24 protein-coding genes and 1 tRNA gene are annotated in these 26,343 nt (G+C 52.7%); 14 read left to right on the forward strand and 11 right to left on the reverse strand.

Annotated features, from left to right (window positions below):
• Positions 1-44: 44 nt before the first annotated feature.
• The 5 genes from pdxY to anmK all read right to left on the reverse strand — a co-directional run bounded on the left by pdxY (position 45) and on the right by anmK (position 4,779).
• Entirely contained in the window at positions 45-908 is an 864-nt protein-coding gene (gene pdxY / locus SB13_RS10335) for a pyridoxal kinase PdxY (protein ID WP_026740281.1), read from the reverse strand.
• A gap of 84 nt (positions 909-992) precedes the next feature.
• Positions 993-2,270, reverse strand: coding sequence for a tyrosine--tRNA ligase (gene tyrS / locus SB13_RS10340; protein WP_026740282.1), 1,278 nt, complete (start codon positions 2,268-2,270; stop codon positions 993-995).
• 214 nt (positions 2,271-2,484) lie between these two features.
• Positions 2,485-3,186, reverse strand: a complete 702-nt coding sequence (gene pdxH / locus SB13_RS10345) for a pyridoxamine 5'-phosphate oxidase (protein WP_026740283.1) — start codon at positions 3,184-3,186, stop codon at positions 2,485-2,487.
• Positions 3,187-3,279: 93 nt separating this feature from the next.
• Positions 3,280-3,588 (reverse strand): MliC family protein, encoded by a 309-nt coding sequence (locus tag SB13_RS10350; RefSeq protein WP_026740284.1) that lies wholly within the window; start codon positions 3,586-3,588, stop codon positions 3,280-3,282.
• A 75-nt stretch (positions 3,589-3,663) separates the two neighbouring features.
• Complete coding sequence (gene anmK, locus SB13_RS10355; protein ID WP_026740285.1) at positions 3,664-4,779, reverse strand: anhydro-N-acetylmuramic acid kinase; 1,116 nt, start codon at positions 4,777-4,779, stop codon at positions 3,664-3,666.
• 337 nt (positions 4,780-5,116) lie between these two features.
• On the opposite strand from anmK, the gene SB13_RS10360 reads away from it, so the two are divergent.
• Positions 5,117-5,584, forward strand: coding sequence for an outer membrane lipoprotein (locus tag SB13_RS10360; protein WP_026740286.1), 468 nt, complete (start codon positions 5,117-5,119; stop codon positions 5,582-5,584).
• Between the two features lie 143 nt (positions 5,585-5,727).
• Here SB13_RS10360 and slyA read toward each other — a convergent pair whose 3' ends face one another.
• Together slyA and SB13_RS17340 are read right to left on the reverse strand one after the other, a co-directional pair.
• Positions 5,728-6,165 (reverse strand): transcriptional regulator SlyA, encoded by a 438-nt coding sequence (gene slyA / locus SB13_RS10365; protein ID WP_026740287.1) that lies wholly within the window; start codon positions 6,163-6,165, stop codon positions 5,728-5,730.
• A 180-nt stretch (positions 6,166-6,345) separates the two neighbouring features.
• The gene (locus SB13_RS17340) at positions 6,346-6,585 is read right to left on the reverse strand and encodes a DUF1289 domain-containing protein (RefSeq protein ID WP_072000240.1); all 240 of its coding nucleotides are present in this window, start codon (positions 6,583-6,585) and stop codon (positions 6,346-6,348) included.
• 315 nt (positions 6,586-6,900) lie between these two features.
• Between SB13_RS17340 and gloA the strand changes: the two genes are divergently transcribed.
• Both gloA and rnt read left to right on the forward strand, forming a co-directional pair.
• A complete protein-coding gene (gene gloA / locus SB13_RS10370; protein WP_026740288.1) occupies positions 6,901-7,308 on the forward strand; it encodes a lactoylglutathione lyase in 408 nt (135 codons plus the stop codon).
• A gap of 108 nt (positions 7,309-7,416) precedes the next feature.
• Positions 7,417-8,091, forward strand: coding sequence for a ribonuclease T (rnt, locus tag SB13_RS10375; protein ID WP_026740289.1), 675 nt, complete (start codon positions 7,417-7,419; stop codon positions 8,089-8,091).
• Positions 8,092-8,169: 78 nt separating this feature from the next.
• On the opposite strand, the gene SB13_RS10380 is transcribed toward rnt, so the two are convergent.
• The gene (locus tag SB13_RS10380) at positions 8,170-8,520 is read right to left on the reverse strand and encodes a Grx4 family monothiol glutaredoxin (protein WP_026740290.1); all 351 of its coding nucleotides are present in this window, start codon (positions 8,518-8,520) and stop codon (positions 8,170-8,172) included.
• 337 nt (positions 8,521-8,857) lie between these two features.
• Here SB13_RS10380 and SB13_RS10385 point away from each other — a divergent pair, with 337 nt between their 5' ends.
• The gene (locus SB13_RS10385) at positions 8,858-9,781 is read left to right on the forward strand and encodes a C40 family peptidase (RefSeq protein ID WP_026740291.1); all 924 of its coding nucleotides are present in this window, start codon (positions 8,858-8,860) and stop codon (positions 9,779-9,781) included.
• A gap of 113 nt (positions 9,782-9,894) precedes the next feature.
• Here the strand turns inward: SB13_RS10385 and cydH are convergent, their stop codons facing one another.
• Positions 9,895-9,987: a cytochrome bd-I oxidase subunit CydH gene (cydH, locus tag SB13_RS17775; RefSeq protein WP_099017386.1), complete on the reverse strand. Its 93-nt coding sequence runs from the start codon at positions 9,985-9,987 to the stop codon at positions 9,895-9,897.
• A 376-nt stretch (positions 9,988-10,363) separates the two neighbouring features.
• Between cydH and purR the strand changes: the two genes are divergently transcribed.
• Together purR and cfa are read left to right on the forward strand one after the other, a co-directional pair.
• Positions 10,364-11,389, forward strand: coding sequence for an HTH-type transcriptional repressor PurR (gene purR, locus SB13_RS10390; RefSeq protein WP_026740292.1), 1,026 nt, complete (start codon positions 10,364-10,366; stop codon positions 11,387-11,389).
• Between the two features lie 347 nt (positions 11,390-11,736).
• A complete protein-coding gene (cfa, locus tag SB13_RS10395) occupies positions 11,737-12,888 on the forward strand; it encodes a cyclopropane fatty acyl phospholipid synthase (protein WP_026740293.1) in 1,152 nt (383 codons plus the stop codon).
• A 48-nt stretch (positions 12,889-12,936) separates the two neighbouring features.
• Here the strand turns inward: cfa and SB13_RS10400 are convergent, their stop codons facing one another.
• On the reverse strand, positions 12,937-13,584 hold the full coding sequence (locus tag SB13_RS10400) for a riboflavin synthase (RefSeq protein ID WP_026740294.1): 648 nt from the start codon (positions 13,582-13,584) through the stop codon (positions 12,937-12,939).
• Between the two features lie 265 nt (positions 13,585-13,849).
• Between SB13_RS10400 and SB13_RS10405 the strand changes: the two genes are divergently transcribed.
• The 6 genes from SB13_RS10405 to potF all read left to right on the forward strand — a co-directional run bounded on the left by SB13_RS10405 (position 13,850) and on the right by potF (position 21,134).
• Positions 13,850-15,223 (forward strand): MATE family efflux transporter, encoded by a 1,374-nt coding sequence (locus SB13_RS10405; protein ID WP_026740295.1) that lies wholly within the window; start codon positions 13,850-13,852, stop codon positions 15,221-15,223.
• A gap of 153 nt (positions 15,224-15,376) precedes the next feature.
• Positions 15,377-15,453 (forward strand) — tRNA-Val (locus SB13_RS10410).
• A 336-nt stretch (positions 15,454-15,789) separates the two neighbouring features.
• A complete protein-coding gene (locus SB13_RS10415; RefSeq protein WP_026740296.1) occupies positions 15,790-17,187 on the forward strand; it encodes an NAD(P)/FAD-dependent oxidoreductase in 1,398 nt (465 codons plus the stop codon).
• A 174-nt stretch (positions 17,188-17,361) separates the two neighbouring features.
• Positions 17,362-18,120, forward strand: coding sequence for a helix-turn-helix domain-containing protein (locus SB13_RS10420; RefSeq protein ID WP_463605557.1), 759 nt, complete (start codon positions 17,362-17,364; stop codon positions 18,118-18,120).
• A gap of 132 nt (positions 18,121-18,252) precedes the next feature.
• The gene (locus tag SB13_RS10425) at positions 18,253-19,734 is read left to right on the forward strand and encodes an aldehyde dehydrogenase family protein (RefSeq protein WP_026740298.1); all 1,482 of its coding nucleotides are present in this window, start codon (positions 18,253-18,255) and stop codon (positions 19,732-19,734) included.
• 287 nt (positions 19,735-20,021) lie between these two features.
• Positions 20,022-21,134 carry a spermidine/putrescine ABC transporter substrate-binding protein PotF gene (gene potF, locus SB13_RS10430; RefSeq protein WP_036150306.1) on the forward strand — a complete coding sequence of 371 codons (1,113 nt, stop codon included), beginning with the start codon at positions 20,022-20,024 and terminating at the stop codon, positions 21,132-21,134.
• Between the two features lie 250 nt (positions 21,135-21,384).
• Here potF and SB13_RS10435 read toward each other — a convergent pair whose 3' ends face one another.
• Positions 21,385-22,152 (reverse strand): SDR family NAD(P)-dependent oxidoreductase, encoded by a 768-nt coding sequence (locus SB13_RS10435; RefSeq protein ID WP_026740300.1) that lies wholly within the window; start codon positions 22,150-22,152, stop codon positions 21,385-21,387.
• A 1,486-nt stretch (positions 22,153-23,638) separates the two neighbouring features.
• Here SB13_RS10435 and SB13_RS17045 point away from each other — a divergent pair.
• On the forward strand, positions 23,639-24,523 hold the full coding sequence (locus SB13_RS17045) for a LysR family transcriptional regulator (protein WP_026740301.1): 885 nt from the start codon (positions 23,639-23,641) through the stop codon (positions 24,521-24,523).
• A 363-nt stretch (positions 24,524-24,886) separates the two neighbouring features.
• On the forward strand, positions 24,887-25,423 hold the full coding sequence (locus tag SB13_RS10445) for a hypothetical protein (protein ID WP_026740302.1): 537 nt from the start codon (positions 24,887-24,889) through the stop codon (positions 25,421-25,423).
• Positions 25,424-26,343 lie beyond the last annotated feature (920 nt).

Genomic DNA, 26,343 nt, shown 5'->3' on the forward strand with positions numbered 1-26,343 from the left:
AGAACATGGCGTTCTCCCCTTTTTTTCTGTTTTCCGAGAACGCCTTATCCGAGACGGACGGCCTGGAAATGATGGCGCGGACGTGCAATCCCGTCCTGTGCCGCCACCAGCTGCAGCTCGTACTGTTGCATCTCGCTCGTCATGAGCATGACCTCGTAGACGGCGGCGGTGGTGTGCTCCAGCGCTTTCTCCAGCGCAATGCCCTTAAGCAAGTTCACTAACAGTAAACCACTGGTCAGATCGCCCACGCCCACCGGCTGTTTTTCGCCAAAGTCCACCAGAGGTCGACTGATATGCCAGGCTTCCGTCGCCGTCACCAACAGCATTTCGAAGCTGTCCTGACGATAGGCCGCGCGACTCAGGTGTTTTACCAGCACCAGCTTAGGACCGCGCCGACACAGCTCACGACACGCCGATACCGCTTCATCCACGTTGTGTACCGCGCGTCCGCTCAGGAGCTCCAGTTCAGGCAAGTTGGGCGCTATGGCGTCACTGACCAGCAGCGACTGGTGACAATGGAAGTCCGTCACGCCGGGGGCGACGATGCAGCCTTTCTCCGGCGTGCCCATCACCGGGTCGCAGAAATAGATCGCATGGGGGTTGGCCGCCTTGACCTGGCGAACGATATCCAGGATATGCGCGCCCTGCTCGGGGGAGCCAATATACCCGCTCAATACCGCGTCACAGTCCTTCAGTCGGTCGATGTTGCCGATGCCCTGAACAATCTCTGTCAGATGCTCGGCAGGCATGACGCAGCCTGTCCACTGTCCGTACTGGGTATGATTGGAAAACTGCACCGTATTCAACGGCCAGACATTGACGCCCATGCGTCGCATCGGAAACTCGGCGGCGCTATTACCGGCGTGGCCAAAGACGACGTGAGACTGGATCGACAGTATATTTTTCATGAACGATAGCTACCCTTGCCCCTGTGTTGCGATTTTCTCGTTATAAAATGAATAAAGGGAGCATCACGCTCCCTTCAAAAACGATCAGGCTTTCCAGCAAACCAGACAGTAATGTTTCTTACCGCGGCGCAACAGTGTGTAACGACCATATAAACGGTCTTCATCACTGAAGGTGTATTCCGCGTTGCTTTGCTTTTCACCGTTTACGGAAACGGCGTTGGATGAAATCATCGTCCGCGCCTGCCCGCGTGACGGCACCAGCTCAGCACTGACCAGGGCCTGCTGGAGATCGGCGCCTTTTTCCAGTTCGATGGTTGGCATACCGTCCTGCGCCAGCTGGGAGAAGTCTTCCGCCGTCATGTCCTGCAACGCGCCGGAGAACAGGCTGTCCGTGATACGACGCGCCGCGGCCAGACCTTCATCGCCGTGCACCATCTGTGTGACCAGCTCGGCCAGTACGTACTGCGCGCGCGGCGCTTTGCCACTGTTGCGGTCCTCTTCTTCCAGCGCATTGATCTCTTCGATGCTGAGGAAGGTGAAGAATTTCAGGAAGCGATACACATCCGCATCGGCGGTGTTGATCCAGAACTGGTAGAATTTGTACGGGCTGGTTTTGCTGGCGTCTAGCCATACCGCGCCGCCTTCGGTTTTCCCGAATTTCGTGCCGTCCGCTTTGGTGATCAGCGGAACCGTCAGGCCGAAGACCTGTTTTTGATTCATACGACGCGTCAGGTCAATACCAGAAGTGATATTGCCCCACTGATCGGACCCCCCGATCTGCAGCTCAACGCCGTGCGCGCTGTTCAGCGAGGTGAAGTCGTAACCCTGCAGCAGGTTGTAAGAGAATTCGGTGAAAGAAATACCGACGTCGTCGCGATTAAGACGCTGTTTGACCGCTTCTTTGTTAATCATCTGGTTCACAGAGAAGTGTTTACCGATGTCACGCAGGAACGTCAGTACGTTCATGGAGCCGAACCAGTCATAGTTGTTGGCGGCAATCGCACTGTTTTCGCCACAGTCGAAGTCCAAGAACGGCGCAACCTGACGTCGAATTTTTTCCACCCACTCATTCACGGTGTCTTCGGTGTTCAGCTTGCGTTCAGTCGCTTTAAAGCTCGGGTCGCCGATCAGGCCGGTCGCTCCGCCCACCAGCGCCACCGGCTTGTGGCCCGCCATCTGGAAACGTTTCAGGCAAAGCAGCGGAACCAGATGCCCCAAATGCAAGCTGTCGGCGGTCGGATCGAAACCGCAATACAGTGCAATCGGCCCTTGCGCCAGTCGCTCTGCTAACGCTTCCTCATCCGTTACCTGAGCCACAAGGCCCCGCTCTTGCAATTGTTTTACCAGGTTACTACTCGCCATTGAGAACTCCATTTTATAAAAAATCGTGTCGTTTCCCCGGCGTTGAGCTGCCGGGCAACGTACTGGTGCCGTAATTCCAACCACGTTGGAACAAAGGATAACCGTCGAATCTGATGCTATACGATAAGCCGCCGGTCGCTGTGCGCGGCAGAAAACGCCATAGAATAAAGCGCGGTTAGCGGGAGCGCCAGAGGCATGTGCAGGTTTTCATCCGTTAGGGCGCGAGACGGTCTATTTGCCAGCCATTTTCCTGACGTTGATACAGAAAACGATCGTGCAGACGGTGCGTTCCACCCTGCCAAAATTCCATACTGTCGATGTGCACGCGGTAACCGCCCCAGAAACTGGGCAGAGGCACTTCGCCGTGTTGAAACTTTTGTTTCAATTCCAGAAATTTGCTTTCGAGAATGCCGCGTGCGGAGATACGACTGGACTGCCTCGACACCCAGGCGCCAATCTGGCTATCTTTGGGGCGGCTATTGAAGTACTTCAACACGTCCAGCGTCGGGAGCTTTTCCGCTCGGCCGAGTACCGCCACCTGGCGATCCAGCATCTGCCATGGGAAAAGCAGACTGATACGCGCGTTGTTAGCCAACTGCTGCGCTTTGCGGCTACCGAGATTGGTATAAAACACCATCCCCTGACGGTCGAAATGCTTCAGCAGCACAATGCGTTGATAGGGCTGGCCCGTTTCATCGACCGTTGCGACGCACATCGCGGTGGGATCGCTCAACCGAGCGTCGCAGGCCTGTTTCAACCAACGCTCGAACATATCCAACGGATCTTCCGTCAGATCGCGGCGATGCAGCCCGCCCTGGGTATATTCGCGACGTAAATCCGCAATATCGACATGCGCGGCGGTGGCATCGGGCGCTATCGCTACCGTGTTACGTGAGGGTTCATTTTCCGTTGTCATTGCGTCCTTCCATCACACAAACGGGTATCAAAGTAAAATCATTCTGCGCCCGGAGGGCGAAAATCTCAACGTTGATGACCCTCTATCCGCCCGCTACTTCAGCACGCAATCATCCACGATAAGCTTGCCGTCCCGCTGGATTTCCGCCTGATTGCCATGTTGAACAAAGGTATACTTATCATCGGCATACCTTGTTCCGGACTCATCAGCCACCTGCGTTAGGCGATGCCGTTCGCCATCGAGGAAGAACGCGACCTGTTCACGACCCTGAACCTGCGTTTGGGTCACGGTCAACGGCATCGTCCCGCATTGATAGTGCATGACATTATCCTGAGCATGCCTGAAGTGGCTGCATCCGCTTAACAGCATTAGCGCCATCCCCATCAGTAAAAGTTTGCTCATCTTTCTCTCCCATCGTGATTATTTAACCGGCAAGCAGTCTACCAACCGGTCAGATGGGATGAGCTCAGCAAAGTCCTATTCGTGGGACATGGCAGGATAGATCGCGCCCAGCACTGTTTCCCGGCACGCGCCGGTCACGGACGGCAAATTTCCGGGCAATCCCGACAGCGTTCTGTAGGCCAGCCAGGCAAAAGCCAAGGCTTCCATGTCATCGCCGCTAATGCCGAATGCATCAGTCGCGCTCACGACAGCGCTCGGCAACAAGGCCGCCAGCCGTTGCATCAAGAGGGGGTTACGCGCCCCGCCGCCGCATACGAGTAGTCGTTCGGCCCCACCTGACTGGGTTATCTGCTGTGCAATGCTGATGGCGGTCAGCTCCGCGAGTGTTGCCTGTACGTCGACTGGTTCAATTTCAGGAAATGTCACCAACTGGTGTTCAAGCCAATGCAAATTGAAATATTCTCGTCCCGTACTCTTTGGGGCTGGCAATAAGAAATAAGGGTCGTTCAGCATTCTTTGCAATAGCCCGTTGTGCACACGGCCGCCCAGCGCCCACGCGGCGTCTTTGTCGTAAGGTAGTGACTTATGCTTAAGAATCCATGCGTCGAGCAGCATGTTGCCGGGACCGGTATCGAAACCGGTGACCGGTTGGCCTGGCAGCAGGAGGGAGAGATTGGCGATACCGCCGATATTGAGGATAACCCGCCGTTCGGCGTCGCTGCTCAGCAACGCATGATGAAAAGCCGGGACTAACGGCGCGCCCTGACCTCCCAACGCCATATCGCGCCGCCTAAAGTCCCCCACCGTCGTGATGCCGGTGACGGCCGCAATCTGGTTGTTATCGCCTAGTTGGATCGTGCATGGATCCGATCCCAGCGGCTCGTGCCATACCGTTTGTCCATGACAGCCGACAGCCGCAATGTCTCGCGCCTGCAGTGAGGTCTGCGTCAACAGAGCCTGAACCGCCTCAGCGAAAAGCCTGCCCAACTGAGTGTCTAAGTGCCCTACCGCTGACAACGTCACCGCCTGCCCCTGACACATGCCAAGAATCGTGTTTTTCATCGTTTCCGGCATCGGATGGCAATAACTGGCCAGTTGAACCACGCGTCCTTCGCCTATCTCAGCCAGCACGACATCGACGCCATCAAGGCTGGTGCCTGACATCACTCCTATATATCTACCTGACTGCATGTGTTTACCTGCGCCTATAGTTAACGGTAAGTTAGTCTTATAGCTAACGGGTGTCTTGGGAAAATAGTCAATCAAAAAAACAGGTTACCTTTTTTTGATCACATGAAATACAGTATTCCAATACCGTCATTTTGAGCAACACGCCTGAATTTGACAAAAATGGCGACCATCGCGAGTTCTGGCAGGAACTTTCTCGCGTGTTTATCATCAATTTAAGCGCAGTGTTCTAACTTAGTGTTTAAAAGTGGAATGGCACCAAGAACAGACCATAATCTAAACACATACCTTTCGCCGGCACCCGGCTGTGCCAGCCCGACATAGTCATTAGGAGTTTTTTATGATGAAGCGTTTCATTGTCATTGCCATCGCAAGCGTCACCCTGGCTGGCTGCGCAAACACCAGCACGTTATCAGGCGATGTGTACAGCGCATCGGAAGCTAAGCAGGTTCAGACCGTGACTTACGGTACGGTCGTCTCCACCCGTCCGGTGCAAATTCAGGCCGGCGAGGATAATAACGTCATCGGCGCTGTAGGCGGTGCAGTGTTAGGCGGATTCTTGGGGAATACGATCGGCGGTGGCGCAGGACGTAGCCTGGCAACTGCCGCCGGCGCAGTCGCAGGTGGCGTAGCTGGGTCAAGCATCGAAGGCGCAGTTAACCGGACGCAAGGCGTCGAATTGGAAATTCGCCGGGATGACGGCAGCACTATCATGGTCGTTCAGAAACAAGGCAATACCCGATTTTATTCTGGTCAGCGCGTAGCAATGGCAAACAACGGTCGAACCCTGACGGTTTCCCCCCGTTAACCTCAAGCGAACACAATCACCACCCTAAGGGGTGGTGATTGTGTGCTTCAATTAGTTGTTGATAAACCGTTCAGCCAACTCTCGTCAATTAACGATGGCACAAATAAATCGCTATTACTTATCCATTTTAGAAATGCATTTAATTAAGACTGGCTCTCATGTAATGAAAGTATATTTTTTTCCAATCGAGATATAATTACAGTTAATTTATTTACTTCTTCTGGCGTAATACCATCCAGTATTTCACTGCGCGTTTGTTGTATAACGTCATTCACCGCCACAATGATTGGGTCAGCCATTTCAGTCAAAAGAATACGCTTTGCGCGACGATCATGAGTACAAATATGTCTCGTGATCAGCCCTTTATCTTCCAGTTGGTCCAACGTGCGAACTAATGAAGGCTGCTCAATACCAATCGCTTTTGCTAGCTGTATTTGAGACTGTCCGGGCGGCAGTTCATGTATATTATGCAAAGTGACCCAATGTGTCTGAGTCAAGTCCAAAGGCTTTAAACGTTGATCAATCAAAGCGCGCCAAACACGTACCAACCGAGCTAAATCAGATCCTAATGGCAATTCCATCACCTCTCCTTATAATTAGCAGACTAAGTTATATCCCTGGATTGCAACCATTTCTGATTTAATAGAAAAGAAAATAAGAAGTTAAAATTTGTTCTAAAAACGTATAAAGATCTTATCAAATAATAATTAATTAAAAATGATCTTACACTTAATTTTTGGCATTAAACATCACAACAAACATTAAAACAAGGGCGGTTGTTCCGGCGGAGTTGTCGTTAATAGTTGTTCTACTCTCTCGTACCGCTTCATTCTTTGCCGACACAGCCTCAAAACATTCTGTTTTTCAGCATCACTCATCCGTGCCCAGTTAAAACGTTCGGTCCGACTACGGAAACATCCGCGGCAAAACCCACGTTCATTAGCTTGGCAGATACCACGACAGGGATTGGGTACAGGGAAAAGTTCAAGCTGCTCAGCCACGGGACCTCCTCATCGGATCCCTTTATTGAACCGTTGTTCGCAATGGCAGGCAAGCGTTCATTGCGGATATCCGGAAAAATAGTTCAGATAATTGACTAACCGCAACCCAATTCTTAGCAGACCATAACAGGTCCGATAGTCTTCTGTCGATGAAAACCCTAAAATCACAAAAGCGAATTTTCGTTCATTAAACAAAGTTTTAACACATTGAAAAATAATGATTTGGACTGAAAGTTTTATGACCGCTATACTTTGCAGGCTATGTCCCGTGGTACATGGGACGAGTGACTGACAAAAGCCGAATGAGAGGACATTATGCGTTTACTTCATACCATGCTGCGTGTTGGCGATTTACAACGTTCCATTAACTTTTATACCCAGGTATTGGGCATGCGCCTGTTACGCACCAGCGAAAATACGGAATATCGCTATTCATTGGCTTTTGTGGGTTATACGGAAGAAAGCGAAGGCGCCGTAATTGAATTGACGTATAACTGGGGCGTCGAGAGCTATGATTTGGGTTCGGCCTATGGTCATATCGCGCTGGGCGTGGATGACGTGGCTGCGACCTGCGACCGCATTCGCCGGGACGGCGGAAAAGTAACTCGCGAGGCAGGCCCCGTGAAAGGCGGAACCACCATCATCGCCTTCGTTGAAGATCCTGATGGTTATAAAATCGAGCTGATTGAAAACAAACATGCCGGCCAGGGCCTGGGCAACTAACCTATCCCACTGACGGGCGCGTGCTGCGTCCGTCGCCTCTGCATTACTGCATCCCCTTCAAAAATTTGCCATAATACGCACTGCATTTTTGCTAAAGAAAAGAGACTGATGGCTGAGAAAATTAATCTGAACGCACTGAGCGCCCGTTTTCGCGGGTTTTATCCTGTCGTGATCGACGTGGAAACCGCTGGATTCAATGCTAAAACGGATGCGCTGCTTGAGATTGCAGCCATCACACTGAAAATGGATGACAACGGCTGGTTACAGCAGGACCAGACGCTACATTTCCATGTAGAACCTTTCGAAGGCGCTAACCTGCAGCCCGAAGCGCTGGCCTTTAACGGCATCGATCCCAGCAATCCGCTGCGCGGCGCCGTCAAAGAGTACGATGCGCTGCACGAAATTTTCAAAATGGTGCGTAAAGGCATTAAAGATCAAGGCTGTAATCGCGCTATCGTCGTGGCGCACAATGCCACTTTCGATCACAGCTTTCTCATGGCCGCGGCCGAGCGTTGCAGCCTCAAGCGCAACCCTTTCCATCCCTTCGCTACCTTCGATACCGCCGCGTTGAGCGGGCTGGTTGTCGGCCAAACGGTGCTGGCCAAAGCCTGTATCACCGCCGGAATTCCTTTCGATTCCTCGCAGGCGCACTCCGCGCTATACGATACTCAACGCACCACGCTGCTATTTTGCGAACTGGTTAACCGCTGGAAAAAACTGGGCGGATGGCCATTGGCGCTGAATGAATCCGAAGAAGACAATACCGCGGTGGTTCAACGCTAGACATAATCAGGGCGGCCTAAGCCGCCCTGAACAGCGCCGGACACGCGGTCAACTCCCGCTTCAGTCCGAGCTCTTTGCTTACTCTTGATCCTGCTGCTGAGCGTTATATTTTTCAGCCGTTTCTTTGATAAGTTTTGGCAGCTCGCCGCTCTGATACATTTCGATCACGATGTCGCAGCCACCCACCAGTTCGCCGTCAACCCACAGCTGCGGGAATGTCGGCCAATTGGCATATTTCGGCAGTTCCGCGCGGATGTCCGGGTTCTGCAGGATATCGACATAAGCAAAACGCTCGCCACATGCCGACAACGCTTGAACGGCCTGAGCAGAAAAACCACAGCTCGGCAGTTTCGGGGAACCTTTCATATACAGCAGAATCGGGTTTTCAGCGATTTGACGCTGGATTTTTTCAATTGTCGTTGTCGTCATTCTATTGCTTCCTTAAAGCACGTGATGGCTGGTGATAAGCCACTAGCCATAGCATCAGTACAGGGCATACGCTCACCCAGCTACTCTGACACATTTTAACGATAGCGATAACCACAAAAAACGCCATCTTTTGTAAGGTTATCGCCGGATGGTTTTTAGAAACAATAACCGGTTAAATCAACAACAAAAAACAGCATTAATTCAGAGAAAAAAACACGCATTAACGATTTTTCACTATTCTGTACCCATTAACTGCTTTTTCGCGCTTTGTAATCATGCTGATTTGAGGAATACTGTGGAAATCGGACGATCAAGAACAACCATCGGTCAGACTATAATGCGTTTACTCACTACTTTTTTCGTATTGGTTTTTAGCAGCTTGGTTTTCAGCCAGGCGATATCTGCCCCCCACGATCCGGCGATAACGTCCCGTAAATCTACCGTCGATCCCTCAGATGCTGTCGATACAAAGAAAAACAAAGAAACCAAAAACGCGAAAAAGTCCGGAACAACCTCACAAGACAAGAAAAAAATCCGCAGTAAACCGCCCAAGACCAAAACGACCGCGAACGCCGATAACGACAAAAAGACCAAACGCAGCGTAAAACACACGCCGATCGTAGCCCACTCCTCTTCACATAAAGATGCCCCCACCCGTCAGCCCACGCCCAAGGCCGTCACACGGTTATCCCGTAGTCAATCCACGCTGACGCTAACGAAAAAAACACCAAAACGGGGTCACGCTGCTCGGATGGATGAAGAGAAATCGACCGCCGCGCGTGTTACTCGTAATAGAAAAGAGGATGTCGACGAACCCCGCGGCCTGACATTAAGTGCGGCGCATAAGCTTCGCTCTCAACGCGCTAAAGTCACCGCGCTCAACAAGTTGATGAGTCAAATCGGCAAACCTTACCACTGGGGCGGCTCATCGCCGTACACCGGTTTCGATTGCAGCGGGCTGGTCTATTACGCCTACAAAGATATTGTGAAAATCCCTATTCCCCGTACCGCCAATGAAATGTTTCATTTGCGCGATGCCGCGCCTATTAATAAAAACGAATTGGAAAGCGGCGATCTGGTCTTCTTCCGCATCAACCATCGCGGTACGGCCGACCACGTGGGCGTATATGTTGGAAACGGACGATTCATTCAGTCGCCTCGCGCCGGTTCAGATATCAAAATAAGCAAACTCAACGAAGACTATTGGCAGGAACATTATATTGGCGCGCGTCGGGTGGTTATGCCGCAGACGGTGAGATAAATTGCGGCTATCTTTCGAATAAACGCAATGACGAAATAGAAAAAGGGACCGAAGTCCCTTTTTTGCAATGTGCCCATAAGAAAATTTAGTGGGCGTAAACCTCGGCAGATGGCTTACGCGCCAAATACCGCGGTAAAACTGAAGGCGATAATCACCGCCAATGCCGCGACGGTCGTCAACAGCGACATTTTCAAATTGGTATCCATCACTCTCTCCTTTATTTTCAGCACAACCCTCAAGGTCGCCATGCAACTTCAGTATAAGGGAACGGGTGGCTGTCAGCACCCAAATGATGAATATAATGTTATGAGAACGTGATCTTTCTGTTCCATCTTACCCATAACGTCTATTTATCGTGACAGGAGTGGAATTAACGCTTTCACTTTTCGGCCGGATCGGACAGAATTGCCGGTTTACTGCTGTACGAACTCCATTGGTCGAGCATCATTTCCTATCTTCAGGTATATCCGTCGACACCCCTCCTTCTGAAATACACTCATCTTCAGAAAGAGACGAATTCGCGCAGGCAAACGATTAACAAGTTACTTACTGCTGCAGGAAGTAGGTTTAGGAGTCATTTAGATGGCAACGATTAAAGATGTGGCAAAACGTGCTGGCGTTTCGACCACAACCGTATCCCACGTCATTAATAAGACCAGATTCGTCGCCGAAGAAACCAAAGCCGCCGTTCGCGCTGCCATTGACGAACTGCATTATTCTCCGAGCGCTGTCGCGCGCAGCCTGAAAGTTAATAACACCAAGTCTATCGGACTGCTGGCGACATCCAGCGAGGCGCCCTATTTCGCCGAAATTATCGAATCCGTCGAAAACAGCTGCTATGCCAAAGGTTATACGCTGATTCTTTGCAACTCCCATAACGATCTGGACAAACAACGGGCCTATCTCGCCATGCTGGCGCAAAAGCGTGTGGACGGATTGCTGGTCATGTGCGCGGAATACCCGCCTGAACTTCTGACAATGTTGGAAGGTTATCGCCATATTCCCATGGTCGTCATGGACTGGGGACAGGCACACAGCGACTTCACCGACACCGTCGTCGATAATGCTTTCGAAGGCGGATACCTCGCCGCACAATACCTCATTGAACGGGGCCATCGCGATATCGGGGCGATCCCCGGGTTGCAGGAGCGTAATACCGGTAGCGGACGTTATCTGGGCTTCAGGAAAGCGCTCGACGAAGCCGGTATTGATATCCGTGAAGAGTGGATCGTACAAGGCGACTTTGAGCCGGAGTCCGGCTACAAAGCCATGCATCAGATATTGGCGCAGAAAAATCGGCCAACCGCCGTGTTCTGCGGCGGCGATATCATGGCAATGGGCGCTCTCTGCGCGGCAGATGAGCTTGGTCTGCGCGTGCCGCAGGATATCTCTATCATCGGCTATGACAACGTACGTCATTCACGCTATTTTACTCCGGCGCTGACCACCATTCATCAGCCGAAAGAACGGTTGGGTCAATCCGCGTTTGCCATGCTGTTGGACAGAATTACCAGTAAGCGTGAAACGTCTCAGGTCATTGAGGTACATCCTCGATTAATCGAGCGTCGATCCGTAGCTGACGGCCCATTCCGCGATTATCGCCGTTAGTTATTACATCTATTTCGATTGAAATAATTACCCCCGCCTTTTCCCCTGCTTCAGCCATTTAAAGCTTGTACCCTGGTTGAAGCAGTCATAAACTTGTCCCTGTCTTCTAAGACAATAACCTACGAACAAGACATACTGAGCAGTTTGCTATCCTGTCGATTAACATGTTGCCTACTCTGGCTTTTGTGGCACGGATAGATGCCTTTCGTACCGGCTTTTCTCTTAATTTCCCCCCAGTCCCTTTTTCGGGGGATAGACGATGGATCACGTCCACCGACACCTTCTGCAGGTCATTTTGTCTAAGCTGTTTCTTGCGATGTTCGCTAACAGCAAGATAGGGAGAGGTTATGAGTTCATCTTGTGTGGAGGAACTGGACATCCATAACACGTCCTGGTTCCAAATTGTGAAAGAAATGTTGTCCTCGGCGGATATCGCCATCAATGGCGTTCGTCCGTTCGATATTCAGGTTAAAAATCCTGACCTCTATAAACGCGTGTTGCGAGAAGGCTCTCTCGGTCTGGGAGAGAGTTACATGGACGGTTGGTGGGAATGTGAAAGACTCGATATCTTCTTCCACCGCGTACTCCGGGCAGGTCTTGATAACAAGCTCCCCAAACATGTTAGTGATATCGCCCGCGTTCTCATCGCCCGCCTTACCAACCTACAGTCCAAAAAACGAGCCTGGATCGTCGGAAAAGAGCATTACGATCTCGGCAATGACCTTTTCTCACTCATGCTTGACCCTTACATGCAGTACTCCTGCGGCTATTGGAAGGACGCCGAAACGCTGGAGCAGGCGCAGGAAAACAAACTGCGCATGATCTGCGAAAAACTGCAGTTGAAACGCGGCATGACCCTACTGGATATCGGCTGTGGCTGGGGCGGATTATCTGCATACGCGGCCAGGCACTATGGGGTTTCCGTCACCGGGGTGACAATCTCGCGGGAGCAGCAGAGACTGGCGCAAGAGCGATGTCGGGATCTGGACGTCACCATCCTGCTTGAAGATTATCGTGATTTAGACCGCCAGTTTGACCGCATCGTCTCCGTCGGCATGTTCGAACACGTCGGCCCCAAAAATTACGATACCTACTTCCGCGTCGTCCGCAAGAATCTGAAGCCCAAGGGATTGTTCCTGCTGCACACCATCGGCGCGAACAAAACCGATCTGTCCGTTGACCCGTGGATTGACCGCTATATTTTCCCCAACGGCTGTCTGCCGTCCGTGCAGCACATCGCACACGCCAGCGAGCCTTACATGATTATGGAAGATTGGCACAATTTTGGCGCCGACTATGACCGCACGCTAATGGCCTGGCATGAGCGGTTCCAGCAGCATTGGCCGGAGTTGGCCGGCGCCTATTCCGGACGTTTCCAGCGTATGTTCAGCTATTACCTGAACGCGTGCGCGGGGGCCTTCCGGGCTCGGAACATCCAGCTGTGGCAGGTGTTGTTCAGCACCAATGGCGTGGAAGGCGGAATTCGCGCGCCACGTTGACAGTACAGGTTGGCGGAGTCTATCGGTTCCGCCAGCCTGCAACTGCGATCAGGCCTGAGAAGGCGTAGGAACCACGGACAGCGAAAGGTTCTGATTCGCCAGGACGCGTTCGACGGTGTCGACAATCGCCTGAGTCTGCGGATCGATTTCGATGTTGATGTGCTCGCCCAGTCGTTTTTTACCCAGCGTGGTACGCTGCAACGTTTCGGGGATCAGATGCACGCAGAAGCGGCTTTTCGTCACTTCACCCACCGTCAAGCTGATCCCATCGATACCAACAAATCCTTTGTGCAGGATATATTTCATCTGCGTTTCGTCTGCCGGGCGGAACCAAATCTGATGGTTGTTTTCCGAGGTCAGAATCTTCACGATTTCCGCCGTACACATGATATGGCCGGACATCACATGCCCCCCTACGTCATCACCAAATTTGGCGGCGCGCTCGACGTTAACCCAAGAACCGACCTGCAAATCCGCCAGATTGGTTAAACGCAACGTCTCTTTCATGATATCGAAACTAACATGGTCGCCATCGATTTTAGTCACGGTTAAACAGCACCCGTTATTGGCGATAGACGCACCAATCTGCAACCCAGGCAGCAGCGCTTGGGGCAGTTGCAGAACATGAGTGCGGAAGTTGTTTTTTTCATCAATAGACACCACCGGCGCGGTGCCCTGAACGATACCAGTAAACATGGATTCTGCCTCTTTACAAATCTAACTCGTCTGTTGAATGTCGCTGGCTTGAAATCGCCAACAAAAACGCTACCGTCAGTTTGCACGATATCGAGTGATGTGGGTAGTTAGCCTGAAAGATTTAACTGCTGAAATCACCGAGTGCAAATAGACAACTTATTGGTAATAGAGCGTTAACGCATTACAATGTGCCACTTTTTCCCCCAAAATAGGATGATGGCGTCATCTAGTGTGACGAACTGTCGATCTTCATAAAGGTGTTCGCGTGCAAAAGTATCTAACGGAAGCGCGTCAGCTGTTGGCGCTAGCGATCCCCGTCATCATTGCCCAAGTTTCACAAACGTCCATGGGGGTCGTGGATACCATCATGGCCGGCTCCTACAGCGCTACCGATATGGCGGCGGTCGCAGTCGGAACGTCTATTTGGTTGCCAGTCATCCTGTTTGGCCACGGCCTGCTGATGGCGTTGACGCCGGTCGTGGCCCAGCTCAATGGTTCAGGCCGGCGTGAACGCATTGCGCATCAGCGGCAGCAGGCTTTTCTGCTGGCCGCCATGATCTCGGTCGTCACCATGCTTGTGCTCTATCAAGGGGACAAGGTGATTCAGCTAATGCATAACGACTCGCCGGAGCTGGCGGACAAAGCCGTCGGCTATCTGCGCGCGCTGCTTTGGGGCGTTCCCGGCTATCTGTTTTTCCAGGTGCTGCGCAGCCAGTGCGAAGGGTTATCCAAAACCAAACCAGGGATGATCGTCGGTTTCATTGGCCTGCTGGTCAACATTCCTATCAACTACGTGTTTATTCACGGAAAGCTGGGTATGCCCGAATTGGGCGGGGTTGGCTGTGGCGTCGCCACCGCCTCGGTGTACTGGATAATGCTGTTGTTACTCGCGGGCTATCTGCGCCGGGCGCGCTGGATACAAAGTATCAGTAGCCACGCCACGCCGCTGCGTCCCGACTGGCCCGTCATCAAACGGCTATTCAGCCTCGGGTTGCCGCTCGCGCTCGCGATGCTGTTTGAAGTCAGCCTGTTTGCGGTCGTCGCCTTGCTGGTCCTGCCTCTCGGCGTTGTCGATGTAGCCGGTCACCAGATTGCGCTTAACTTCAGTTCGCTGATGTTCGTACTGCCGATGTCGCTGGGCGTCGCCGCCACCATCCGAGTAGGGCACCGACTTGGGGAAGGTTCGGTGGCCGATGCCCGCATCGCCGCACGCACCAGCCTTTTTTGCGGCGTCGCGCTGGCGTGCTGCACGGCGATTTTCACCGTAGTACTGCGTGAACCCATCGCGTTGCTGTACAACGACAATCCATTGGTCGTGGCGATGGCGTCGCATTTAATGCTGCTCGCCGCCATCTATCAGGTATCCGATGCCATTCAGGTCATTGGCAGCGGCGTGTTGCGCGGCTATAAAGATACTCGCGCCATCTTCTTTATCACTTTCACGGCCTATTGGGTGCTCGGCCTGCCCTCCGGCTACCTGCTGGCGCTGACGGATAGATTGGTTGCGCCGATGGGCCCGGCGGGATTCTGGTGCGGGTTCATCATTGGACTGNCCGCCTCCGCCATCATGATGGGCTTGCGTATTCGCTGGGTGCAAAACCAACCTGCAGCGGTCACGCTGGCGCGTTCGGAGCATTAACTCACTGAAATGATGAAAAAAACGGCGAACTGGATATAAGCTCGTCAATCGAACCGGCAAGGCGGCAATTTGGTTTATTTGCCCCTTGCCAGCCGCCGTTCAGGTCGTTAATATCCGTCCCCGTTGTCGCACTGACAGCAGCACTTCAGGAATGCGTTCTTAGCTCAGTTGGTTAGAGCACCACCTTGACATGGTGGGGGTCGATGGTTCGAGTCCATTAGAACGCACCATTCCTTTTTCACCTTCTCAATTCGTATCATCCTTTGTTTTTCTGACTCGTCGAACTCTTCTCAAGACTTGATGCTTCTTATCGAAAACCGTTCGATCTTCAACAGCTTCCGGATTACCTCCCTGTGGGTGCCACGACATCCTTGCTGGGCACTCACCCATTAATACGTTGTTTCTAACCGCTTTTTTTACCCCCTCGCGCTCAAAAGACACCCGATTGCCTACCAGACTATTTTTTCTCGCGGACCCGCACGGAAAGCTGCGGTCTATGTTTCACTTTTGGCCGTGTTTAGACTCAGCTCAAAGAGACAGAAATTCGTTGTGTTTCAGGAGCCCCCATGACCACTTATTCAAATCCAGAAGCATTTGTTGACGTAAAACCTTATCCGTTCTGGCTGGATACCATTACCGCCGGGACGCCCGCCCCTTCGCTGCAAGACAGCGTGACCTGCGATCTTGCCATCGTCGGCGGCGGCTATACCGGTCTGTGGACGGCGCTGCTGGCCCGCCGCCGGTGGCCCGAAAAAAGGATCGTCATTATTGAAGCTAGGCGCTGCGGCTCCGAGGCAAGCAGCCGCAACGGCGGCTTCTGCTCTCCCAGCATCTCCCATGGGGTCTCCATCGCGCTGAATCGCTGGCCTAAAGAAGCTAAAAATATTATCGAATTAGGCAAGACCAATCTGGAAGATCTGGAAGCGGACCTCCATGAATTTGGCATGGAGATTGAGTTTGAGCACACCGGTCAATTGAACCTGGCGAACCAGCCCTGGCAAATTGAAGGGCTACGTTCCATGCAGCAGGATTATCAACGCTTCGGACTGGAATGCGAATGGCTGGAGGGCGACAGCCTGACCGAGAAGCTGAACTCTCCACGCTACAGCGCCGGGCTGTTCGAGTCGAACTACGCCATGGTCAACCCCGCCAAAATGGTGAGCGAATTGCGTCGGGTTTGTCTGTCGCAGGGCATCGAGCTCTACGAAAACAGCGAAGTGAAAGCGCTGACGCAGCACGGTGAAGGCGTCCGTTTGCGTACGGCATCAGGGGAAGTCCTTGCCAAACAGGTGGTCCTCGCCACCAACATTGCTGTGCCGCTGTTGCGCCATCTGGCCTCGACGGTCATTCCTGTCTATGACTATGTGCTGGTCACGAATCCGCTCAGCGAACAGCAACTCGCTGCGATCGGCTGGACAGGACGTTACGGCATCTCCGACAGCGGTAATAAATTTCACTATTTCCGCAAAACGGCAGACAACCGCATTCTTTGGGGTGGATATGATGCGATTTATCATTACGGCAGTCGTCGAGACGAGTCGCTGACCCAACGGCCCGAGACCTTCAACCGTCTTGCCGAACAGTTCCGCGAAGTCTTCCCGGCTATCCAGGATATTGGCTTCAGTCATGCCTGGGGCGGCATTATCGACACATCCGCTCGCACGACGATGTTTACCGGCTGTGAAGCCGACGGCAAGATCGCCTACGCGTTGGGTTATACCGGACTCGGCGTCTCCGCCTGTCGTTTTGCCGCGCTGAATATGCTGGACCAGCTCGCTGGCGAAAAAACACCGCGCACTGAGTTACGTATGCTGTCCCGCGCGCCGATCCACTTTCCCCCTGAACCGCTGCGTTTTGCCGGCGTACAGGCCGCGATCCGCTCTTTGGCCCGGGAAGACCGTGACGGGCATCGCAATATGCTGCTGAAAACCTTTGATGCGCTGGGCATCGGCTTCGATTCCTGACGGCTTATGGCTTAGCTCAAAAAACGGCGGCGTTTTTAACTAATATCGGTTAGGTTCTCTGTGAAAGAATCTGCAATGGGATTGATTATGGATGATGACTTACGCGCCCCTGAACGATTAACGACTACCCCCTATTCACCCGAAACGGCGAATCATCACACGCAACAAGTCATGATGCGTTATTACGAAGCCTGGTGGCAGCGCGACCTGGATGGGCTTCTCGCCTTGTACTCTCCGACGGTAGAGTACAACGACTTTTTTCAGGGATGCCGCATCGCTCCCGAAGCGCTGCGCGATTACCTGAGCGCCTGTCTTTCGACGACGGCGGAAGATACGCTTCACTATACCGATCGCCTGCGCGTCGATGGCGATACGGCCNCCCTGCAATATCAAACCCCGCTCAGCGGCAGCGACAGCCGGGCCATTATCTGCTGTTGCGAGGTGGTTACGGTCTGCGATGGCGTGATTACCCGCGTCAATGAATACGCGTCCCTGCTTTCTCAGCCCCAGGGGAAAGGCTCCCCGAGCGCGCTGGACCACCGCGCCGCTTCGCAACGACTGGGGCTATCGGCCCGCCAGCTGAGCATCATGGCTGACGACATTCAGCAGTATTTCACCCAACACCGCCCCCATTTGAATGCGGATCTGAACCTGGTTCAGGTCGCGACCGCGACGGGCTACACCCGCAATCAGATTTCGTTTTTCCTCAACCACGTCATGGGCTGCAGTTTTTACCAATATCTCAACCGGCTCCGGCTTCGCCATGTCCTAACGCAGTGGAATAACGGCAAGTATTCGTCCAAACGCATTGACGATGATGCCAAATCGGCTGGCTTTCACTCCCTCTCGACCTTTTACCGCTGCTTTAGAGAGGAGACCGGACTTTCGCCTAAATCCTACTTGCAGCAAAAAATCGCCGAAAAAGCGGATTGACCCCGTCCCACGACGGACCTTAAAACGCGTGCCGGGGTCATCCACTTAAAACGCGCACGGCCTGCCCTCCTTCGGCGGACGGTCGCCTTAACCGCTTAACGGAACTTCATCGTCACCCGGGAGAAGAACACCATGCATGATCAGCTTTATATTGATGGCCAATGGCAGGCGGCAACGCAAAACGGGCGTCTGGCGGTAGTCAATCCCTCGACCGAAGCGCAAATCAGCACGGTCGCCGCGGCTGGACCAGACGATATCGAAAAGGCGGTAGCGGCCGCCAGACGCGCCTTTGATGAAGGTCCCTGGCCGCGCATGAGCGGCAAAACACGCGCGGGTTATCTCCTCGCAATTGCGGAGATCCTCCGTCAACGTCAAAATGCGCTGGCCGAGCTGGAAGTCAAAGACAACGGCAAACCGTTGCCAGAAGCGCTATGGGATGTAGAGGATGCGATCGGCTGCTTCGAATACTATGCCTCGCTGGCCGAAGCGCTGGATGTTGAGGAACAGATCATCCCCCTGCCTGATGCGCGTTTTCGCTGCCGCGCGATCCGCGAACCGACCGGCGTCGCCGGTTTGATCATTCCCTGGAATTACCCGCTGCTGATGGCGGCCTGGAAAGTGGCTCCGGCGCTGGCTGCAGGTTGTACCGCCGTGCTCAAACCGTCAGAACTGACGCCGCTAAGTGCGCTGGAACTTGCCGCCGTCGCCGATGAGGCGGGGTTGCCAGCCGGCGTTCTCAACGTCGTCACCGGTCAGGGCCGCGAAGCGGGCGCGCCCCTGGCACATCATCCGGGCGTAGATAAGCTGGCTTTTACGGGCAGCGTGCCGACCGGACGCGCGATCATGCAGGCGGCCGCGCAGGACATCAAAAATGTCAGTCTGGAATTGGGCGGGAAATCGGCGTTTATCGTCTTCGACGATGCCGATATCGAGGCTGCCGTCGAGTGGATTTTGTTTGGCATCTTCTGGAATCAAGGACAGGTCTGTTCCGCGACCTCGCGCCTATTGGTGCAAGATGGCCTCTACGAACGCCTGATCGAACGATTAATTGAGGCCACCCGCAACATTCGTGTCGGTGACGGTCTGCAAGAAGGCATACAGCTCGGCCCGCTGGTTAGCGGCGAACAATATCAGAAAGTGCTTCAGGCGATTGAACGCGGCAAACGCGAAGGCGCCCGTCTGGTCTGCGGCGGTGAACGCCCCGCCCATTTGACGCAGGGCTGGTTCATCGAACCCGCCATCTTTCTGGACACGCCGACGGACAGCGCGCTGTGGACGGAGGAAATATTCGGCCCTGTGCTAGCCGTTCGTCGTTTCCGGCATGAAGAGGAGGCGGTGAAAGAGGCAAACAACAGCCGTTTTGGACTCGCCGCAGCGCTGATGTCGGCCGATGCGGAGCGCTGCCAGCGCGTCAGTCGGGCATTGCGCGCCGGCATTGTTTGGGTGAACTGCTCGCAGCCAACGTTCACGCAGGCGCCCTGGGGCGGTTACAAGCAAAGCGGCATTGGCCGCGAACTGGGCCGTTGGGGGTTCGACAACTATCTGGAAACGAAGCAGATCACGGAATACGTCAGCGAAGAGGCGTGGGGGTGGTATCTCAAGGATCAGACGTGATGGGCTCAAACCCTCCCGTCGCCCGAGGTCAAAGCGTCATGTCATTCGGGCGGCTTTAACCGACTTCGTTCAACCTCTGATATCTGTTTTTCCTATTTTTCTTTATCGGCGATTTGCTTTATAAATATCAATTAAAACAATTACTTATATTAATTTTTCACTAAGGCGTCCTGTTTGCCCTAGGGCGTCTGATTGTCCACGCTCTGCAAACCGTCTTCGTACAACATTAAAATTTCTCGTTACAGGTTTTTAATGGTTCATTCACTCCCGATAGGAGGAAGCAACGGATGTTCACCCACGACATGAAAAGGTTTTCTAACGCGGTGGCGGGCCTGCTGATGGCTGTTTCCGCCATCGCGTCCGCACAAGATAAGATACTGCACATCTACAACTGGTCTGATTATATTGCCCCGGATACGTTGGAAAATTTCCAGAAAGAGAGCGGCATTAAGGTCATCTACGACGTTTTCGACTCCAACGAGGTGCTGGAAGGTAAACTGATGGCCGGCAGCACCGGGTTTGATCTGGTGGTGCCGTCGGACAGTTTTATGGCGCGTCTTCGCACCGCAGGCGTTTTTCTCCCGCTGGACTGGAGCAAATTGCCGAATGCCAAAAATCTCGACCCCGACCTGATGAAACTGGTCGCACAGCACGATCCGGGCAATCGGTATGCGGTTCCCTACCTGTGGAACACCACCGGCATCGGTTATAACGTTGATAAAGTAAAAGCGGTGCTGGGCGCGGACGCGCCGGTCGACAGCTGGGATTTGGTATTCAAACCGGAAAATCTGGAAAAACTGAAAAGCTGCGGGGTTTCGTTCCTGGATGCGCCGGAAGACGTTTTCGCCTCGGTACTTAACTATCAGGGAAAAAATCCTAACAGTGAAAACGTGAAGGACTACAGCCAAACGGCAGCCGACCTCTTGCTGCAGCTTCGTCCCTTTATCCGCTATTTCCACTCTTCGCAGTACATTAACGATTTGGCTAACGGCGATATCTGCGTCGCTATCGGCTGGTCGGGAGATGTGTTGCAGGCGGCGCAACGGGCCGAGGAAGCAAAGAACGGCGTTAATATTCGCTACAGCATTCCGAAGGAAGGCGCTCAGGTGACGTTCGATACCTTCGCCATTCCGACGGATGCCAAGAACGTGGACGAAGCCTATCAATTCCTCAACTACCTCATGCGCCCGGACGTCATCGCCAAAATCAGCGATCACGTGTTCTATGCCAGCGCCAATAAAGCGTCGTTGCCGTTGCTGAGCGAAGAAGTCCGTAACAATCCGGGCATCTATCCGTCGGATGCCGTCCGCGCCAGACTCTTTATCACCATGGACAAATCACCCAAACTCGACCGCGCCCGTACCCGCGCTTGGACGCGCGTGAAGAGCGGCGGAAAATAACGCCTCCAGGGTCCGCCATCGGCGTTGCGCCCGGCAATACGTGTAGAAAAAGCGGTTATCGCGGCAGGATAACCGCTTGCCTGTCACCCAAATAACGTAAAGCGCTGAAACGGTCGCCAGCCTAAGTGGCTCAGCTAATCGCAAGCGCGGTTCGTGGGTGGCGCGCCAAAGAATAAGCCCCGCTTCTTGAGGGAAACGAGGCTTGCGTTGAGATGCGGTACACCCGCCTGAGCGAAGCGCCTTATTGCCCTTATTGCGCGAGGAACCCGCCGTCTATCGGCAGCACGGCGCCGGTGATGAACGACGCCTCATCAGACGCCAGGAATAAAATCCCCCAGGCGATCTCTTCAGGTTTCCCCATGCGTCCCAGAGGATGCATCGCCACTACCTTCTCAATACCTTCTTTGGTCAGACCGGCCACAGCCGGGGTATCGATCGTCCCCGGCGCCACGGCGTTAACACGAACACCTTTCCCTGCCAGCTCAATCGCCAGATGTTTGGTCAATCCCGACGCCACAAATTTCGCGGGGCCATAAACAGCCTGCCCCGGCTGCCCCCCGGCGGCGGAAATGGACGAGAGGAAGACAATGGCGCCCTTGCCCGCTTTCACCATCTCGCTGGCGGCGTATTTTGCCGACAGGAACATGCCGCGCGCATCAACGGCAAACGTCTCGTCCCACAGTTCCGCGGTCGCCTCTTCCAGCGTGGCTTCCGGGATAATACCGGCATTGGCCACCAGAATATCGATCCGCCCAAACTCAGCGAGAGTGGCATCGATCGTGCGGCGAATATCATCTTCATGTCGGACATCACAGGCCTGCGCGGTGACCGTATTGCCGTGCTCGCTCAGGCGGGCGGCCAGGTCCTTGACCCCCGCCGCATCCACGTCGGCGAGCATCAGCTGCGCGCCCTGTGCGGCAAAGAGTTCCGCCGTCGCGCGTCCAATACCTTTCGCCGCCCCCGTAATGATGGCGACTTTGCCCGCCAGACGCCGATCGTGGTGAGTATTTACGCTCATGATATCTCCTGTAATTTGCGTGTTTGAGTCACAGAGTGAATGCATTCTGCGGACGCTTTTCCATCCATCGCGTCGACGCCGTCGATGTGGGACGGTAAATGTCCAGTAAAGGTCAATGACGAGGCCTTGCCTGCATCGGTTAAGAGACGTTGAAGCCCTATTGGCGGCATGCCCCCGTATGCGCAAAGCCCCTTCGGCGGCGTGGCTCACGGCAGAATGCGTTCCGTTCTTATTACAGTCTAGGTAGCGGATCGCGATCGTGCACCGCGTCATACGCCCCTTAGCCTGAGGCCACCAAGCGTGAGGCTGCCGAGAGACGTCGGCCATTCTGTTCAGAAAGAGTGAGACGGCGTTATGACCTTTTCATCATTGCGCTGTTGATGATTGAATTAAGCGACCCTCTGACCGCGGTCTTACCGAAAATAATAGTCAACAATATCCAAACGCCACCGATCAATGAACCATTATGCTTCTGGGCTATTTTGATCTCTGCCCTTTGTATATTGGGCATCTCTTATTTTCATTAATTTCAAAAATGTCTCACATCAGTTTCTAAAAAAGAAAAGTTTCGTCGCGGATCAAATAAACGACTGGTCATACATTCATTCATACTTATAATGGCAGTACCTGCACCCATCCTTTGTTCAAAGATCCATCATGATTAATAAACCGACGACGTAAACATCTCTTCATTTTTGAAATGATCAACATTAACCAATAAACACAGAGTTGGCATGACAACAAATATCCTGGATATTGGCCTACATTATCTAATAAAATAGGCAAACACCGTGCCACATCACAGAATGAAGAAAAAAAGTTAAGGATTAAATTGCGATGGCGCAAAATTCACGGCAGAGTGCAGCCGTCATGCAATTAGCTGCAATACACGCGCGCGTCTCCAGCACACGGGTGTCCTGTCATTTCCAAATCAGAGACAACGGTTCGCTAACGGGACGCTGCATTGTTCAGGGTTTCTGTTGGGACAGGCGATAGCACCGCCGCGACGCGGCATATCCCCCCCCCTCCCCACAGGTCCAAATACCGGGTAACTTATTGAGCATGGAAACCCTACATTTCTGATCCGGCACAGCGCTTGCCCATCGATTCAGAGTAGTGTATAGAATATGAAGCTCACGTATTTTTAACCAAAATAGAACATCAGGATATTTCCCAATGCCGCCGCGAGATACAGCCACCGAGAAAAAATACGAAATAAAAAAACACATATTTTCTTATTCTCTGTTACGAAATCCAAGATGATAAAATATTATTCTAATTATTATCACGATCATGAAATGCTTCAAAATCACGCAATCTATTGAAATAAAAAACACACATATTAAAAATTCGTCACCCGATGACGCAGTATGACTATTTCTTTTGCTCTGGACGCTGAGAAGTTCTGGTCTGATCGGACCAACAGACTTTTCATTTATCAATTAGGAAGATGAGTTGTATTTAATGGAATTCACAGAGGTGGGATATGATTTTTTCAAAAAAAGTTGAGCATTTTATCGTGATATCGGAATTAGGCTCATTTAAAGCCGCCGCAGAACGCATCCATGTGACACCTCCCGCACTGAGCAAAAGTATTAGCGATCTCGAAGACTCCCTCGGATACCGGCTGTTTAATCGTTCAAATTCAGGCATCAATCTGACGAAAGAGGGGGATTTATTTTATCGACAGCTGCTGCCCGTCAGGGAGCGTCTGGAAAACATCACCAAACTGGTCACTAAAAACACCAAGTTCTTTCGTGAGCTGAAAATCGGTACGGATACCTACAACGACAGTTTCTATAAAATCATCTTTTCGAACTCTATAAAAAAAGGGATCAACCTCTTGTGCATGCAGCACTCCTACGCGGAGTTCAAAAACAAGCTGTTATCGGAGGAGATCGACTTCTTCATCTCCTCCTGTCCTAAGTATGTCGACAGTTTTGAGCGTATTGCCTGCATCGCTCTCATGAATGACAGCTGTATGCTTATCAGTGCACAGAATGTGATTGATAAATATGAGGATATTATGGATCTTATCGTCGAGGAGGATTTAGTCGCTCACTCATCAATGCTGCCTCATCCCATTCTGGAAAAAACCATTCAGCACCGTCGAATGGCGAATACCCGCGCCAGACTACACGTTTTACCCGACTTTTCGCACGTCATCGAATATCTCGCCGCGGGTAAAGGTTATTCGTTCTCCTGCTCGTCTTTCATGAACTTCGAAATATCCCGGCACATTCCTTTGGCGACTCGCCCCCTCTTTCTCAATCAGCCCGCCGAGGTGTCGTATCTCTATTATCTCAAGCGAAAAGAGGATGAGCTGCACCACTTCATTCAGCTGATCAAAGAGTGCCATAGCGTCCCCTGAGTTTTCAGCGCCTCTTAGTACCGCCTGTCGCTCCTGCCGCCTGCCAGGGATGCCCGGGGAGATGAAATAGGACGCCCGGCAGCCGAATTCGGCAGGCACGGGCGGAAACGGTCATGGCGCGACTCTCGGCCGCGGAAAGTGACATTGCGGACGTGGCAAATAACGCGACAGGCGTCTTGCCGGAACGCCGTGTTGTGCCCTGGCCCAATAGCGTTCACAGGGTGTCCGGCGTCAACATTTTCAAAACGCGCTCGTGTGTCTTGTTATAAATCCTGCTACTGTCTCATCGCATTTTTACCGCGCCAGGTCTCGACGCGCGCCCATTGTGATGACCCCGCCGATTCGGCGCTGACAGGAGTTTCCATGAATCGGAGTTGCACCCTACTGTTTTTGACGGCGCTGTCCGCCAATGTCAGTCCCTCTGCCTTCGCGGCTGAGATCAAGCCCGTCCTCGTTGCCGTTCAATCGGAAACCGACGCACAGCTCGCGCAGGCGCATCCCAGCGAACTTTATCAGTATGCCCAGCGGCTGTATGAGGCCGGTGAACGTGATAAAGCCGTCACCTGGTTTTACATCGGCCAACTGCGCTTTCGCTATTATCTGCTGGCTAACCCCGATCTTCCGCCAGACGGCGAGCCCGCGCTGATGGCCTCTCTTAACGACACGCTCGGACAGACCATTAACGAATGGGCTGGCGGCTCGCCCAAAAATTGGGCTGCCTCAATTCAGCAGGCACTGGCGTGGGATGCTTCCCACCCCAATCCCGTAACGCCGAAAGCCCAGCATGCCGTCGAGTTGCAGAAGGTACGCACGGGGCTGGAGCAACTTGGTGACTATATTCGCCATAACGAAGCCGAAATTCGCGCCAAGCGCCAAGAAGCCGGGCTGGAAAATCGCTAACGGCACAGCAAGACGTTGCTGATGACGCCACGCCCGAGCCCATCGGGCGTTATTTGGTGAACCAGCCTTCTGCGCTGAGGGCCTGTGATGCAGGACGAAGTCGGCGAAGCCGTCCTCCAGCCAACGTCGTTTTCATACCTGAAGATCGCTCGCGTTTCTCACCACCTAGCCAGCAGGCGCTCTCAACAGCGCTACATGCAATATCATTCCCCCTGTCGTTTTTTGTCCAAGCTCCGCATGTTAGGGAAGTCATACCCTGCTGGATTGTCGCGAACCTTTTTATGCGACCTGATCGCCCGTTACGCCGATGAGGCACGCTTTCAGGGGTAGGCAACCCGGTCATTTAACAGACATCCTCGCAATATAGACAAATGTGGCCAACCCGTTGTTGAGGATTAAAAAGACGCAGAATTCTTTTCCAGGCATACGGAATTGAGAGGCCACATCATTCGCGTGCCGGACAGGCGCGCGGCAATACGATGAGCGGACTCAAGTCATTTATTCTGACGCACGAACGAAGCCAATGTACCGATGACGTAAAATATCAAGCATCCATTTTTTTAAAACGTCCAACCATCCAAAAACATATACAGCCGTTATTTCACCAATAAAGAACGAATCATTTATTAATAGTAAATGCACCCATTAGATGAAGAAAAAGATCATTTACACGCACTGTCACCCTGACTAGAAATCATCTTTTATCTCTATTTAAAAACACCAACTCATCATTAGCTTCAGTTGTTCTCATTATGAGTTTTTATCATGGTAATACTTTTTGCATGTGTCATCCAAATAGCCTATTTATTTTAATGGCTCACCACCAATACATTGAAAAATATAATATTCATTCATATCTTGGCTCTGCATCAAAAAATATTTAAAAATCAACAAATAAAACAAAAATCAGCGATATCACC

It is taken from the genome of Lonsdalea quercina subsp. quercina, assembly GCF_000688695.1.
In the GTDB taxonomy this organism is placed as follows: Bacteria; Pseudomonadota; Gammaproteobacteria; order Enterobacterales; family Enterobacteriaceae; genus Lonsdalea; species Lonsdalea quercina_D.

Excerpts from the sequence above, each read along its gene's own strand:
- purR (WP_026740292.1), top strand. The coding sequence starts at position 10,364 with ATGGCAACGATTAAAGATGTGGCAAAACGTGCTGGCGTTTCGACCACA.
- SB13_RS10385 (WP_026740291.1), top strand. The coding sequence starts at position 8,858 with ATGCGTTTACTCACTACTTTTTTCGTATTGGTTTTTAGCAGCTTGGTT.
- SB13_RS10400 (WP_026740294.1), bottom strand. The coding sequence starts at position 13,584 with ATGTTTACTGGTATCGTTCAGGGCACCGCGCCGGTGGTGTCTATTGAT.
- SB13_RS17045 (WP_026740301.1), top strand. The coding sequence starts at position 23,639 with ATGATTTTTTCAAAAAAAGTTGAGCATTTTATCGTGATATCGGAATTA.
- anmK (WP_026740285.1), bottom strand. The coding sequence starts at position 4,779 with ATGCAGTCAGGTAGATATATAGGAGTGATGTCAGGCACCAGCCTTGAT.
- potF (WP_036150306.1), top strand. The coding sequence starts at position 20,022 with ATGTTCACCCACGACATGAAAAGGTTTTCTAACGCGGTGGCGGGCCTG.
- pdxY (WP_026740281.1), bottom strand. The coding sequence starts at position 908 with ATGAAAAATATACTGTCGATCCAGTCTCACGTCGTCTTTGGCCACGCC.
- tyrS (WP_026740282.1), bottom strand. The coding sequence starts at position 2,270 with ATGGCGAGTAGTAACCTGGTAAAACAATTGCAAGAGCGGGGCCTTGTG.
- SB13_RS10435 (WP_026740300.1), bottom strand. The coding sequence starts at position 22,152 with ATGAGCGTAAATACTCACCACGATCGGCGTCTGGCGGGCAAAGTCGCC.
- cfa (WP_026740293.1), top strand. The coding sequence starts at position 11,737 with ATGAGTTCATCTTGTGTGGAGGAACTGGACATCCATAACACGTCCTGG.
- gloA (WP_026740288.1), top strand. The coding sequence starts at position 6,901 with ATGCGTTTACTTCATACCATGCTGCGTGTTGGCGATTTACAACGTTCC.
- pdxH (WP_026740283.1), bottom strand. The coding sequence starts at position 3,186 with ATGACAACGGAAAATGAACCCTCACGTAACACGGTAGCGATAGCGCCC.
- SB13_RS10360 (WP_026740286.1), top strand. The coding sequence starts at position 5,117 with ATGATGAAGCGTTTCATTGTCATTGCCATCGCAAGCGTCACCCTGGCT.
- slyA (WP_026740287.1), bottom strand. The coding sequence starts at position 6,165 with ATGGAATTGCCATTAGGATCTGATTTAGCTCGGTTGGTACGTGTTTGG.
- SB13_RS10445 (WP_026740302.1), top strand. The coding sequence starts at position 24,887 with ATGAATCGGAGTTGCACCCTACTGTTTTTGACGGCGCTGTCCGCCAAT.
- SB13_RS10415 (WP_026740296.1), top strand. The coding sequence starts at position 15,790 with ATGACCACTTATTCAAATCCAGAAGCATTTGTTGACGTAAAACCTTAT.
- SB13_RS10350 (WP_026740284.1), bottom strand. The coding sequence starts at position 3,588 with ATGAGCAAACTTTTACTGATGGGGATGGCGCTAATGCTGTTAAGCGGA.
- cydH (WP_099017386.1), bottom strand. The coding sequence starts at position 9,987 with ATGGATACCAATTTGAAAATGTCGCTGTTGACGACCGTCGCGGCATTG.
- SB13_RS10425 (WP_026740298.1), top strand. The coding sequence starts at position 18,253 with ATGCATGATCAGCTTTATATTGATGGCCAATGGCAGGCGGCAACGCAA.
- rnt (WP_026740289.1), top strand. The coding sequence starts at position 7,417 with ATGGCTGAGAAAATTAATCTGAACGCACTGAGCGCCCGTTTTCGCGGG.
- SB13_RS10380 (WP_026740290.1), bottom strand. The coding sequence starts at position 8,520 with ATGACGACAACGACAATTGAAAAAATCCAGCGTCAAATCGCTGAAAAC.